The organism is Streptomyces flavalbus, assembly GCF_042674625.1.
GTDB classification, from domain to species: Bacteria; Actinomycetota; Actinomycetes; order Streptomycetales; family Streptomycetaceae; genus Streptomyces; species Streptomyces flavalbus.
Window position 1 is genome coordinate 7,395,537 of record NZ_JBHTEB010000001.1, and the last position, 12,977, is coordinate 7,408,513.

The 12,977-nt window shown below is 72.8% G+C and carries 13 protein-coding genes and 2 pseudogenes; 11 read left to right on the forward strand and 4 right to left on the reverse strand.

Annotation, left to right across the window (positions count from 1 at the left end):
• Window positions 1–302 precede the first annotated feature (302 nt).
• Both ACFQZ6_RS33095 and ACFQZ6_RS33100 read left to right on the forward strand, forming a co-directional pair.
• On the forward strand, window positions 303–1,526 hold the full coding sequence (locus ACFQZ6_RS33095; protein WP_381616850.1) for a sensor histidine kinase: 1,224 nt from the start codon (window positions 303–305) through the stop codon (window positions 1,524–1,526).
• Complete coding sequence (locus tag ACFQZ6_RS33100) at window positions 1,523–2,200, forward strand: response regulator (RefSeq protein ID WP_381616853.1); 678 nt, start codon at window positions 1,523–1,525, stop codon at window positions 2,198–2,200. Before ACFQZ6_RS33095 ends, ACFQZ6_RS33100 begins: the two co-directional genes overlap by 4 nt.
• Window positions 2,201–2,213: 13 nt before the next feature.
• Here ACFQZ6_RS33100 and ACFQZ6_RS33105 read toward each other — a convergent pair whose 3' ends face one another.
• Together ACFQZ6_RS33105 and ACFQZ6_RS33110 are read right to left on the reverse strand one after the other, a co-directional pair.
• Window positions 2,214–3,011 carry a VOC family protein gene (locus ACFQZ6_RS33105; protein ID WP_381616856.1) on the reverse strand — a complete coding sequence of 266 codons (798 nt, stop codon included), beginning with the start codon at window positions 3,009–3,011 and terminating at the stop codon, window positions 2,214–2,216.
• Between the two features lie 89 nt (window positions 3,012–3,100).
• Entirely contained in the window at window positions 3,101–3,712 is a 612-nt protein-coding gene (locus tag ACFQZ6_RS33110) for a TetR/AcrR family transcriptional regulator (protein WP_381616858.1), read from the reverse strand.
• A 161-nt stretch (window positions 3,713–3,873) separates the two neighbouring features.
• On the opposite strand from ACFQZ6_RS33110, the gene ACFQZ6_RS33115 reads away from it, so the two are divergent.
• Entirely contained in the window at window positions 3,874–4,791 is a 918-nt protein-coding gene (locus ACFQZ6_RS33115; RefSeq protein WP_381616861.1) for an alpha/beta hydrolase family protein, read from the forward strand.
• A 24-nt stretch (window positions 4,792–4,815) separates the two neighbouring features.
• Here the strand turns inward: ACFQZ6_RS33115 and ACFQZ6_RS33120 are convergent, their stop codons facing one another.
• Entirely contained in the window at window positions 4,816–5,298 is a 483-nt protein-coding gene (locus ACFQZ6_RS33120; protein WP_381616864.1) for a GbsR/MarR family transcriptional regulator, read from the reverse strand.
• A 94-nt stretch (window positions 5,299–5,392) separates the two neighbouring features.
• Here ACFQZ6_RS33120 and ACFQZ6_RS33125 point away from each other — a divergent pair, with 94 nt between their 5' ends.
• From ACFQZ6_RS33125 to ACFQZ6_RS33145, 5 genes and pseudogenes are all read left to right on the forward strand, one after another.
• A complete protein-coding gene (locus tag ACFQZ6_RS33125; protein ID WP_381616866.1) occupies window positions 5,393–6,322 on the forward strand; it encodes an ABC transporter ATP-binding protein in 930 nt (309 codons plus the stop codon).
• Between the two features lie 52 nt (window positions 6,323–6,374).
• Window positions 6,375–7,145, forward strand: coding sequence for an ABC transporter permease subunit (locus ACFQZ6_RS33130; protein ID WP_381616869.1), 771 nt, complete (start codon window positions 6,375–6,377; stop codon window positions 7,143–7,145).
• A 192-nt stretch (window positions 7,146–7,337) separates the two neighbouring features.
• A pseudogene (locus ACFQZ6_RS33135) lies at window positions 7,338–8,033 on the forward strand (cytochrome P450); the annotation flags it as partial.
• A 95-nt stretch (window positions 8,034–8,128) separates the two neighbouring features.
• A pseudogene (locus ACFQZ6_RS33140) lies at window positions 8,129–8,296 on the forward strand (cytochrome P450); the annotation flags it as partial.
• A gap of 30 nt (window positions 8,297–8,326) precedes the next feature.
• A complete protein-coding gene (locus ACFQZ6_RS33145) occupies window positions 8,327–8,452 on the forward strand; it encodes a hypothetical protein (RefSeq protein WP_381618925.1) in 126 nt (41 codons plus the stop codon).
• Between the two features lie 77 nt (window positions 8,453–8,529).
• On the opposite strand, the gene ACFQZ6_RS33150 is transcribed toward ACFQZ6_RS33145, so the two are convergent.
• Entirely contained in the window at window positions 8,530–8,880 is a 351-nt protein-coding gene (locus tag ACFQZ6_RS33150; RefSeq protein ID WP_381616871.1) for a hypothetical protein, read from the reverse strand.
• Here ACFQZ6_RS33150 and ACFQZ6_RS33155 point away from each other — a divergent pair.
• The 3 genes from ACFQZ6_RS33155 to ACFQZ6_RS33165 all read left to right on the forward strand — a co-directional run bounded on the left by ACFQZ6_RS33155 (window position 8,866) and on the right by ACFQZ6_RS33165 (window position 12,928).
• On the forward strand, window positions 8,866–11,646 hold the full coding sequence (locus ACFQZ6_RS33155) for a helix-turn-helix transcriptional regulator (RefSeq protein WP_381616874.1): 2,781 nt from the start codon (window positions 8,866–8,868) through the stop codon (window positions 11,644–11,646). The genes ACFQZ6_RS33150 and ACFQZ6_RS33155 overlap by 15 nt on opposite strands.
• A gap of 241 nt (window positions 11,647–11,887) precedes the next feature.
• The gene (locus ACFQZ6_RS33160; protein WP_381616876.1) at window positions 11,888–12,382 is read left to right on the forward strand and encodes a hypothetical protein; all 495 of its coding nucleotides are present in this window, start codon (window positions 11,888–11,890) and stop codon (window positions 12,380–12,382) included.
• Between the two features lie 30 nt (window positions 12,383–12,412).
• Window positions 12,413–12,928, forward strand: coding sequence for a hypothetical protein (locus ACFQZ6_RS33165; RefSeq protein WP_381616883.1), 516 nt, complete (start codon window positions 12,413–12,415; stop codon window positions 12,926–12,928).
• Window positions 12,929–12,977: the final 49 nt, after the last annotated feature.

Below are 12,977 nucleotides of genomic sequence, written 5' to 3' on the forward strand. Positions count from 1 at the left end.
GCCGTTCGGCGGCCGGGCGCGGCGGCGGGACGCCCGGGGACACCCGCGGTCCCGGCGTACGGGGAGGGCGGGTCGAGCGGCTCCATCGTGGGCGCCGTGCCCCCGTGCCGTCGCCCGCCGCCGGGCGGGTCAGCGCCTCCCGCGCACGGCGGGCGGGGCCGGGCCGCGCCTCCGTCCGGCGGGGGAGGACCGCATCCGCCCGCGGGCGGGTGACCGGGCTCCGGGGCCGGTCATACGATGACGTGCCCGGTGCGCCCCGGCGGCCCGCCGCAGGGCACCGGACGCCTTCGCTGGGAGCGACGATGAACCCCACGGCCCCGCACACCGAACCCCCCGACGGCACGGACGGCAGCGCCCCGAGGGGGCGCCGCGGCCCGTTCGCCCGCTGGCCGCGCGGCGCCGACGCGGCCCTCGCCGCCGTGCTGTTCACCCTGGCGGCGCTGCTGCGGGACGGCCCCGGCGACTCGGCCTCCCTGCGTCCGGCGCGGGACCTCCTCCACCCCGCGCTGCTGCTCATCGCCGTCGCCGCGGGCGCCCTCTGCTGGCGTCGGCGCAGGCCCGTCGCGGTGCTGTGGGTGACGCTCGCCGCGTGGGCGCCGACGCTGGGCACCACCTACTCCACCATGGGCGGCCTGGTCATCGTCGCGCTCTACGGCGTCGGACGGTACGCCGACGACCACCGCTGGGGCCCGCCCGGCGTCGCCGTCGCCGTCGCCGTCGCCGCCCTCGTCCTTGAGGGGCTGTTCCACGCCACGCCCTGGGGCGACGTCGGCTTCGGCGCCGCCGTCTTCGCCGGGGCCTGGTACCTCGGCCGCCGACTGCGGCTGCGCGCCGAACACGCCGCGCGGGAGCGCCGTGAACGGGCCGCCGAGGCACGGCGGGCCGCGACCCAGGAGCGCACCCACATCGCCCGGGAACTGCACGACGTGGTCGCCCACCGGGTCAGCATGATGACCGTGCAGGCCGGTGCCGCGCGGATGGTGGCCGCCGAGGACCCGGACGGCGCCCGGGAGGCGATGGCCGCGGTGGAGGAGGCCGGACGCCAGGCGCTGGACGAACTGCGCCACCTGCTGGGAGTGTTGCGCCCGGACGCCGAGCGCGACGGACTGGGACCCCAGCCGGGCCTGGCCGACCTGCCCCGGCTGGTGGCCCAGGTGCGGGAGGCGGGACTGCGGGTGTCGGTGACAGGCGCGCCCCCCGGACCGCTCCCGGCCCGGGTGGACCTCTCGGCGTACCGCATCGTCCAGGAGGCGCTGACCAACGTGCTCAAGCACAGCGGGCCCGGCACGCACGCCGAGATACGGCTCGACGACACCGGCGACTGCCTCACCATCGAGGTGCTCGACGACGGCCACGGCGCCGCCGTGCGGTCCGTGTCCACCGCGCACGAGGGCCTGCCCGGGCACGGCGTCGTCGGGATGCGGGAGCGGGCGCTGCTGCTCGGCGGCGGCCTCGACGCCGGTCCGCGCCCCGGCGGCGGCTTCCGGCTCGCCGCCCGACTGCCCGTCAAGGGGGAGCCCACGTGACCATCCGCGTCGTCGTCGCCGACGACCAGGCGCTCGTCCGGCGCGGCTTCGCCATGATCCTTCGGGTCCACCCGGACATCGAGGTGGTCGCCGAGGCGGGCACCGGCGTCGAGGCCCTGGAGGCCGCCCACCAGCACCACCCGGACGTCATCCTCATGGACATCCGGATGCCGGAGATGGACGGCCTGGAGGCGACCTCCCGCATCCTCACCGAGGCCGACTGGGGCCCGCGCGTGCTGATCCTGACGACCTTCGACCCGGACGAGTACGTCTACGAGGCGCTGCGCTCCGGCGCGAGCGCCTTCGTCCTCAAGGACATCCCGCCCGAGCAACTCGCCACCGCCGTACGCACGGTGGCCGAGGGCGGGACGCTGCTCGCGCCCTCGATCACCCGCCGCTTCATCGACCGCTTCGCCGGGCGCCGGGTCGTCAACACCGCCGTCGCGGAGCGGCTGGACCGGCTGACGGGCCGGGAGCGGGAGATCATGACGGCGGTCGCCCGGGGCGCCAGCAACGCGGAGATCGCCGACCGGCTCCTCATCGGCGCGGCCACGGTGAAGTCACACGTGTCGAGCATCCTCACCAAGCTGGGGCTCCGCGACCGGATACAGATCGTGATCTGCGCCTACGAGAGCGGCCTCGTCGAGGCGGGCGAGCACGACATCGGCCACTGACCGTTCCCCGGCACTAGCTGCTCGGCGGGGTCAGCACCACGAAGTCCGCGTTCGCCGGGTCCAGGCAGACGGCGAGCCTGCCCACCCCCTCCGCGTCCTCCGGGCCCATCTGCACACTGCCGCCGTGCTCGGTGACCCGGGCGACCGCCGCGTCGCAGTCGTCGACCGCGAACACCGGGTGCCAGTACGGCCGTCCGCCGGTCAGCGCCAGGTTCTCCTTGGGTAGTTCCATCACGCCGCCGTGCATCCGCTCCTCGGGCTGCCCGGCCGGCGTGATGAGGGTGTACGTGCCTCCGCCGCCGGGGAGTTCCATGTCGCTGAACCGCCAGCCGAGGACGTCGCCGTAGAACTCCTTCGCGCCCGCCGCGTCGCTGGTGTACAGCTCCGTCCAGCACAGGGAGCCCGGCTGGTCCACCAGCTCCACGCCCTGGTTGGTGCCCGGCTGCCAGACCGCGAACTGCCCGCCCAGCGGGTCGCTGTACTGCGCCATGCGGCCCCACTCGTCGAGGTCCGTCGGGGGCACCCGCACCGTGCCGCCGCCGCGCCGCACGGCCTCCGTCGTGGCGTCCGCGTCGGTGACGCTGTGGTAGATCATCCAGGCCGAACGCGCGCCCTGCTCGGTGAGTTTGCCGAGCCCGGCGACGGTCTTGCCCTCCTTGCGGAACATGCCGCCCTCCATGTCCCCACCGTCGCCCATGGGCTCGTACTCCCACCCGAGCACGGCGCCGTAGAAGGCCGCGGCGGCGCGGACGTCGGGCGCGCCGAGGTCGAGCCAGCAGGGGGAACCGGGGACGAAGTCCGTGGTGATCATGGCGCTGATTCCTTCCGCAGATCCTGTGTGACCCCAGCGTGACACCCACCACTGACAACCGCCCGTCAGCCGCTTCCCCGGGGCGACGCTCAGGCCCGCGAGCGCAGTCCCGCGACCAGGACCCCGACCATGCGGCGGGCGTCGTAACGGGGGTTGGCGCCCGCCCCCGCGCACAGGCTCCCCACGCCGCGCATGAGGGCGTAGGGGTCCATGCCGGGGTCGATCTCCCCCGACTCGGCGGCGGCGTCGAGCAGTTCGCCGCACACCGGCACGAGCCGGTCGAGGAAGTAGGCGTGCAGGGGGTCGAAGCAGGGGTCGTCGGACTGGAGCACCGCGGGGAGTCCCTGCTTGGTCGCCACGAAGTCCACGAAGAGGTCGATCCAGCGCTCCAGCGCGGCGTACGGCGTCGGGCCGTCCGCCAGCAGCCCGGGCCCGGCCTCCGCGAGGGCCTCCACCTGGTGCCGGTAGACGGCGACGATCAGGTCCGCGCGGGTCGGGAAGTGGCGGTAGATCGTGGCCGTCCCGACCCCGGCCCTGGCCGCGATGTCCCGGATCGGCGCCTCCACGCCGGAGGCGACGAAGACCGCGGCGGCGGCGTCCAGCAGGACCTGCTCGTTGCGCCGCGCGTCCGCCCGCTTGGCCCGGGGCGCGCGGGCCGTGCCCCGCGCCTGTTCCCGTGCGCCCTGGTCGCCGCCGCTCATCTCGCCTCCGCCTCCCGGACAGCGGCCCTGACCTGGCCGCCCAGCTAAACGGGACATCGTCCCGTATATTCGAAAGGTAACCGGGACAACGTCCCGCTTGCCCATCATGGCAGACCGGCGTCCGGTGCCGCCCCCTGCCCACCTCCCCGAAAGGACGCCCCATGTCCGCAGACACGCCCGTCGTCTCCGTGAAGCCGCTGGTGCTGGACGCGCCGGGCCGCGGTACGGACCTCCGGGTCCGGGTCACCGCGCCGGTGACCGGGAGCGAGCTGCCCGTCGTCCTGCTGTCCCATGGCCACGGCTCGTCGCTGGACGCCTACGGCCCGCTGGCCGACCACTGGGCCGCGCACGGCTTCGTGGTGGTCCAGCCCACGCACCTCGACTCCCGGACCGTCGGCCTGTCCCCGGACGACCCCCGCCACCCGCGCGTGTGGCGGTACCGCGTCGAGGACCTGAAGCGCGTCCTCGACCACCTCGACGTGCTGGAAGGCGCCGTCCCCGGTCTCCGTGGCCGTCTCGACCGCGACCGGATCGCCGCGGCCGGGCACTCCTTCGGCGGCCAGAGCGCGGGCAACCTGCTCGGCCTGCGCGTCGTCGACCCGGTGACCGAGGAGGCGACGGACCTGTCCGACGCGCGGATCGGGGCGGGCGTCCTGCTGGCCACGGCCGGGCGGGGCGGCGCCGACCTGACCCCGTACGCCGCCGAGCACTTCCCGTTCATGAACCCGGACTTCACCCACATGACGACGCCCGCCCTCGTCGTGTACGGCGACAAGGACGACCTGCCGTTCACCACCCGGGGGCCGGGCTGGCTGGCCGACCCCTACCACCTCAGCCGCGGCCCGAAGAGCCTGCTCACCCTGTTCGGCGCGGAACACTCCCTCGGTGGCATCGCCGGGTACGAGGCCCGCGAGACCACCGACGAACACCCCGCCCGCCTCGCCCTCGTCCAGCGCGCCACCCTGGCGTACCTGCGCCACGCCCTCGGCGTCGAGGACGCGAGCTGGGCGGCCGTGCGGCGGGACCTGGCGGCGAGCGACGCGCCGCTGGGGCGGATCGAGTCCAAGGGCGGGGCGTGAGGCCGACGGCCGGGCCGACCGGTGTCAGCTCCGGTCGGGCTCCTGGGCGTCGTAGCGTTCGCGCCACTTGTCGATCAGGGCGGCCATCTCGCGCTGCATGAAGCCGTAGAAGTCCTGCATCTCGTCCAGGCGGCGGCCCGCGGTGCTGTCCCGGCCCGCCGTCTTGATGCCCTCCGCCGCGGCGTTCCACATGCTGTCGAGGAGGGCGTTCTGGTTGCCCATCAGGGTCGCCCAGGCGTGTTCCCGGAAGCGGTAGTGGTCGCGGCGGCTGCCGGGCGCCGGGACCCGCTCGATGATGCCGGTCGGGACCAGTTGGTTGACGGCGCCGGAGACCGCGCCGCTGCTGATCTGGAGTTCCTCGCAGAGATCCGCCGAGGTCATCGCCTCCTGCTGGGTGAAGAGCAGGGCGGTCATCACCCGGGCGGTCGTCCGCTGCATACCGCTCTGCGCGAGCGTCAGCGCGAGCCGCTCGGCGCAGTCGCGCAGTTGTGTGTCCCTCTCGTCCATCAACGCCCTCCGTCTTGACTGGATCTCAGCATAACGAGGAAGTCGAAATCTCAAAACGTTTACAGATCTCTGAAACTTCGGTACGTTCCGCGCCATGGAGAACGTGATCGAGCTGCGGAAGCTCACCAAGACCTATGGCACGCGCCGCGGGCTGGTCGACCTGTCCCTCGACGTACGACGGGGCGAGGTCTTCGGCTACCTCGGCCCGAACGGCGCGGGCAAGTCCACCACCATCCGGCTGCTGCTCGACCTCATCCGCCCCACCTCGGGGCAGGCGACGGTGCTGGGGCTCCGGCCGCGTGAGGACGGCGTGGAGCTGCGCCGCCGGGTCGGCTACCTGGCCGGGGACTTCGTCTGCGACGGCCGCCAGAACGTCCGCAGCTACCTGCGCTTCCTCGGCCAGCTCCGCGGCGGGGTGCCCGAGGTGCGCATCGACGCGCTCGCCGAGCGGCTCGGGCTCGATCAGACCACCATGATCAAGAAGCTGTCGAAGGGCAACCGGCAGAAGGTCGGCCTGGTCCAGGCCTTCATGCACGAGCCGGAGCTGCTGATCCTGGACGAGCCCAGCTCCGGGCTCGACCCGCTGGTGCAGCAGACGTTCCTCGACATGGTCGCCGAGGCCCGGCACGCCGGACAGACGGTCTTCATGTCCAGCCACATCATGAGCGAGGTGGAGGCGGTCGCCGACCGGGTCGGCATCATCCGCGACGGCCGCCTCGCCGCCCTGGACACCGTGGCCAACCTGCGCAGCGGCGCCGTCCGGGACATCGAGGTCACCTTCGACGCGCCCGTACCGGCGACCGCGTTCGCGGCCCTGGACGAGGCGGACCGGCTGCGCCTGGACGAGGCGGGCACCACCCTCACCGGCCAGATCTCCGGCAGCCCGGACGCCCTGGTCAAGGTGCTCGCCCAGTACACGGTCACCAGCCTGCGGGCCACCGAACCCGCCCTGGAGGAGCTGTTCCAGAGCTACTACGCGGGGGCCGAGGACGCACCGCGCACCGAGACGGCGCGTGCCGTATGACACCGCCGCCGCCCGCCCCCGTGAACCGCACCGAAAGGACCAGGTCCCCCCGATGAGCAGCGCCATCCTCGTGAAGTACCTCTCCGACAGCCGACGCGCCCTGACCGGCTGGGCGGTCGGCACCGCCGCGGTCGCCACGGTGTACGCCAGCACCTACCCGTCCCAGCGCGAGAACACCGCCAACCTCCCCGAGGCCCTGCGGGAGGGACTGCACATCGACCAGTCCGCGGCGGGCTACCTGCACGCCAGCGTCTTCGGCATCCTCCTTCCGCTGCTGGCCATGATCTACGGCGTGACCGCGGGCACCCGCGCCATCGCCGCGGAGGAGGAGTCCGGCCAGCTCGACCTGGTCCTCGCCCACCCCGTCACCCGCACCCAGCTCGCCGCCGAGCGGTTCGGCGCGCTGATCGCCGGGGCGTTCGCGATCGCCGCCCTGGTGTGGCTGGGCCTGCTGGCCATCCGCAACGGCTCGGAGCTGACCAGTGTGACCCCGGTGGAGTTCCTCGCGCAGTGCCTCAACCTGGCGCTGCTCGCCGTGCTCTTCGGGGCGCTCGCCATCGGCCTGGGCGGCGTGGTCGGCCGCAGGTCCGTCGTCCTGGTGTCCTGCGCCGTGATCGGCGTGGTGTCGTACACCCTGGACACCTTCGCGGGGCAGCTCGGCGCGGACTGGCTCGCCTACGTGTCGCCCTTCCACTACTACATCGGCGGTGAGCCGCTGCGGCACGGCTTCCAGTGGGCGGACGCCCTGGTGCTGGTCATCGCCTCCGGCGTGCTCTTCGTGCTGGGGGTGCGCCGCTTCAACCAGCGAGACATCAACAGCTGACCTGTATCACCGTCCAAGGCTCTGGGGTGGGTGCTGGGGGAGACCCCAGTGTGCGCCCCGGGGCCTTCTGGCGACGCTGCATCGACTGACCCGTCCTGTGAGGGGAAAGGTGATGGGGTGTCCACGACAGAGACCGAGATCCCGGCTCAGCCCAATGTGAACGACCCGGCGATCTACGACTGGTACCGCCTGATGCGCGACGAGCATCCCGTGCACCAGGACCCGGCGACCGGCTGGTGGGTGGTGTACCGCTACGCCGACGCCCGGCACGTCCTGACCAACCCCGGGACCTTCTCCTCCGAGATGCACCGGATGGGGTTCCCGGAGTCGGGCCTGGAGAGCCTTCCGCAGATGGACCCGCCCCGGCACACCCGGGTCCGGCAGATCCTGAGCACCGCCTTCACCCCGGCGTCGATCGCCGCCTACGAGCCGCAGATCATCCGGGCGACCCACGAGATCGTGGACGAGATCGGCGACCGCGACCAGGTCGACCTGGTCGCGGACCTCGCGTACACCGTGCCCATCGCCGTCATCCTGGAAATCCTCGGCCTGCCCGCCGAGGACCGGGTCCTGTTCTACGACTGGGCCCGCAAGGTCATGAACGTGACGCCTGAGGAAATGGCGCAGGAGGGCTATCTGGAAGCCCTCGGGGAGCTGCAGCAGGAAGCGATTTCCTATCTGCGTGAGAAGGTGCGCGAGCGGAAGAACTCGGACACCGACGACATGCTCACCCGGCTCGCCAACGCCGAGCTGGACGGTGACCGCCTCACCGAGGACGAGACGGTCAACTTCGCGAATGTCATGTTCGCCGGCGGGCACATCAGCACCACGATGACCATCGCCAATTCCATCGATCTCCTCGACCTCAACCCGGACGCCCAGGCGGAGCTGCGGCAGAACCGCGCGCTGATCCCGCAGGCGGTCGAGGAGGTGCTGCGGCACCGACCCCGATCACCACCGGGCTGCGCGCCTCGACCCGCGAGGTGGAGCTGGCGGGCGTCACCATCCCGGAGAACCAGCACGTCGCGGCGAGCTTCTGCTCGGCCAACCGGGACGAGCGGCAGTTCCCGGACCCCGAGGCGTTCGACATCCACCGGCGCAGCGAGGGCCGCCACTTCGGGTTCGGGTTCGGCACCCACCACTGCATCGGCAACGCGCTGGGGCGGCTGGAGACCAGGCTGGTGCTGAACGTCCTGTTCGACCGGTTCAAGGAGATCTCGGTCGACCGGGACGGCGACCTCGCCTGGGCGATCCCCCCGCAGATGGTCGGCTTCGACAAGCTGCCGGTCAACCTGCGCCCCGCGTGACATAACGAACGGCACCCTTTGACCCACCTTCGACCACCCCTTTTCGGCCAGGGCCGGGAAGGGGTGGTCGTCATGCTCTATTCCCCGCCACTGGCGAAAAGACCGACATTTCTTGACGGGTTATCAACACTTTCTGCCATGGCATGGGACAGGGGCATGTGGTAGCTTGACACGGACTTCTGACCTGTGCGGTGGCAAGGTGCTGGACCTGAGAACGGGGGAACATGTTGCAGCCGTCGCGAACGGGATAGTAACGCCGCGCGCCAAAAGCGCAGCAGAATTCGTCCATCTTCCCTTTTCTGGAATATTTCCGGTTTCTCGATTTCCATCAAGGGGTGTGGCATATGCGGCGGAATTTCCCGCTTCTTGAGCGTGACCGCGAATTGGAACTGATCAGAACCGGCATCGACCACGTGCTCGACGGACACGGCGGCGTCGTCCTGCTCGAAGGCGCCCACGGCTCGGGCAAGACCCAGCTCCTGGCGGCCGCCCGGTCCGCCGGGGAGGACGCCGGGTTACAGGTCCTGCACGCCCGTGCGGGGGAACTGGAGCGCGGTTTCGCCTGGGTGGTGGTGCGTCAGCTCTTCGAACACCGGCTGACCGCCGTGGACGGCGCCGTGGACGCCCTGCTCACCGGCCCGGCCACCCTCGCGGGCAGCATCTTCGACTACGCCGACCCCGAGGGCATCAGTGCCCCGCCGCACGAGGGCGCCGGACTCTACCGGGTCCTCCACGGCCTGTACTGGCTGTGCCGGAACCTTTCCGCCACGACGCCCCTGCTGCTGCTCATCGACGACGCCCACCACGCCGACACCGCCTCCCTGCAGTTCGTCAACTACCTCGTCAACCGCCTCGAACGCAGCGGCGTCCTGCTCGTCCTCACCAGCACCCCCGACCCCCAGGGCGGCCCCGCGCAGGAACTGCTGCTGTCCGCCAGCCGCTCACCCGACGCCCGGCACGCCGTCCTCGAACCGCTCGGCCGCGGCGCCGTCCGCGAGGCCATCACCGCACGCCTCGGCGACGCCCCGCACGACGACGTGACCGCGGCCTGCCTCGCCGCCAGCGAGGGCAACCCGCTGCACCTGACGGAACTGCTGGACGAGATGAGCCGCCGCGGCATCAGCCCGCAGCAGCCCGCCGCCGAGACCATCCCCCACCTGGCCCCCGCCCGGATGGCCAAGGAGGTGGTGCGCCAACTACATGACCTACCGCAGGCCGCGCAGGCCCTCGCGGACGCCGTCGCGGTCCTCGGTGACGACGCCGAACCCCGGCACTGCGCCGCCGCCGCCGGGCTCAGCCACTCCGAGGCGCTCCAGGCGGCCCACGTCCTGCGCGAGGCGGGCGTCCTCAACCCCGGCCTGCCGTACGCCTTCCGGCGCTCCGTCGTACGACCCATCGTGTACTCCCGGATGTCCTCGGAAACCCGCAGCCAGGTCCACCGGCGGGCCGCCTACACGCTGCATGCCTCCGGCGCCGACATCGTCACCGTCGCCGAGCACCTGTGCCGCACCGAACCCGGCAACGACCCCTGGACGGTCCGCACCCTGCGCGCCGCCGCCGTCGAGGCGATGCGCCGCGTCGAACCCGGCGACTCCACCCGCTACCTGCGCCGGGCGCTCGCGGACTCCAACGCCGAACGCGACCCTTGGATACTGGGCCAGCTCGGCTCGGCGGAACTGCGCGCCCGGCAGCCCGAGGCCGTGGAACACCTGCGGGAGGCCCTGCGCCGCACCCACGACCCCGTCGTCCGCTGCCGACTACGGCTCGAACTGGCCGTCGCGCTCACCGCCGCCGCCCGCTACGACGAGGCCCTGCGGGTGCTCGCGGTCACCGGCGCCCTGCGCGACGAACAGGACGTGCCTGACCCCACCGACCAGGCCGCCCGCACCGTCGCCGCGGTGGTGGCCCGCACCACCCCCGGCCACTGGCCCACCGACCGCCTGCCCGCCGTGGGCGCCCCCCGCGCGCACGCCGCCATAGAGGCGCTCTCCCGCGGCCTGTCCGTCACCCGGGTCGCCCGGCTGGCCGCCGCCGCGGTCCCCGACGACGCCCCCCTCCCGGCCGAGGACACCGAACTCACGGACACCGTCGTCGCCGCCTGGGCGCTCAGCCAGTGCGACGAGGCCGAGTCCGCCGAACGCGCCCTGCGGGAGACCGCCCACCGCGCCCTGAACGCCGGACACCTGCTCGCCGCCGCCACCTCCGCCAGCCTGCTCGGCGGCGTCCTCCTCGACACCGGACGGCTCGCCGAGGCGGAGACCGGGGCGCGCCGCCTGCTGCGCCAGCACGAGGGCCACTCCCTGATGCTGGCCAGCGTGCCCCTGGCCGCCGCGGTGCTCACCCACTGCCTCATCGAGACCGACCGGCTGCACGAGGCGGAGGAGGCGCTCCACCGCCACGGCCTGACCGGACGGCTGCCGCGCAGCGCCCTGTTCGTGCCGCTGCGCATCGCCCGCATCCGGCTGCGCATCCGGCAGGACCGCTTCGAGACCGGGCTGCGCGAACTGACCGAGTGCCGGGACCTCGCGGACCAGGAAGGCTGGCTGTACCCGTCCGCGTCCTCCGAGTACCTGTCGGACGCCGCGAAGGCGCTCGCCATCACCACCGGACCGCGCGCCGCCCGCGCCCTCGCCGCCGACGTCACCGAACGCGCCCGCGCCTTCGGCGCCCCCCGGCCGCTCGCCGCCGCGCTGCGCACCTACGGCGAGATCGTCGGTGGCGACGAGGGGCTGGAGATGCTGGAGAGCGCCGAACACCTCCTCGCCTCCTCGCCGTACCTCCTCGAACGCGCCCGCGTCCAGGTCGCCCTGGGGGCGGCGCTGCGCCGCCAGGGCCGCCGCGCCGCCGCCCGGCGCCGCCTCACGGCCGGGATGGACACCGCCCAGCGCATCGGCGCGTCCGTGCTGGAGGCCACGGCCCGCAGCGAACTCCGGCTCGCCGGGGTCCGCCAGGCCCGCGGCGGACCGCAGCAGCGCGCCCCGCTGACGCCCGCCGAGGAGCGCGTGGCGCACAAGGCGGCGGCCGGACTGAGCAACCGGGAGATCTCCCAGGCGCTGTTCGTCACCGTCAAGACGGTGGAGTGGCACCTCAGCCAGGCCTACGCCAAGCTGGGCATCGCCAAGCGCGCCGAACTCGGCCGCGCCCTGGCCGCCGGACCGGCCTCCCAGGCCGACGAGATGTGGGCCTCCGCCTGATCCCCCCGAGCGGGCCCCCGGCACCGCCGTGCCGAGCCGACGGCCCGCGCCGCCCCACCACCCCCAGGTAGCCGACCCCTGCCCCCTGGCACCCCGAACTGGGGTCGCTGCTGGGGGCGTTCCGGGGGCGGGTGCGCGCCCCCGTCGACCAGGCTTGGCGGCTGGCTCCAGCGGACGCTGGGCTTCCCCCCGCGTCCCACGGGGCCGCAGCGGCCGGACGCCGAACCGAGAGGCGGGACCAGTGACGAGTACGACGGACAAGACCTACGCCACCCTCACCGAGGGCGAACGCACCTTCGTGGACCAGGTGGCCCGGCACTACCACGAGGCCCACGGCGTGACCTGGGAGAAGGGCCGGGTCATGGCGTGGATGATCATCAGTGACCCCATCGAGCAGACCGTGGACCAGATCTGCGCCGCGGTGGACGCCACCCCCGACGCCATCGAGCAGCTCATCGAGCAGCTCACCCTGGCCGGTCTCTACCAGCGCGTCGAGACCCCCGGCGAGGAGACCCGCTACCGCCTCGTCGACGACGGCTACCCCAAGGCGGTCTCCGACACCTTCGCGAGCTGGCCCGAGTACCACCGGATCTTCCAGTTCGGCCTGGAGGTGCTCGCCGACGCCGACGACGACCGGCGCAAGCGCATCGCCGAGATCGAGGAGCTGTTCGGCCACATCGTCGGCGACCTGGCCGACATGTCCAAGCGCTGGGCCGAGCACCGCACCGCCGCCTGACCTTCCGGACGCACGCGAGGAGAGCGCCGCATGACCGAGCAGACCGCCACCATCACCCCCCTCACCGAAGGCCAGACGGCCTTCGTCGAGAAGGTCGCCCAGTACTACTTCGAGAACGACGGGATGCCCCACGACCGCGGCCGGGTCGTCGGCTACATGATGATCTGCGACCCGCCCGAGCAGACCGCCGCCGACATCGAGAAGTCCCTCGGCGTCCCGCGCGCCGCGATCGACCGGATCGTCGACCAGCTCACCCCCGAGAACGACCCCGTCAGCGTCTTCGAGCGCAGCGGGTCGCTGGACGAGAACTACACGATCCGGCTGCGGGAGAACAGCTGGGGCCCCAAGGTGCGCGGCATCTTCTCGGAGTTCCCCGACTTCCACCGCATCGCCGCCGACGGCCTCGCCGCGCTCCGCAAGGAGAACGCCTCCGACGAACGCCTGAAGCGACTCGCCAACATGGAGCGCTTCCTCGGCTTCGTCAGCGCCGAGATGCCCGCGATCCTCGAACGCTACGAGCAGCGCAAGGCGGGCGGCACCGCCTGACAAGGGCGCCAGCGACGAGGCACCGACGCCGTACCGAACACGACGGGGC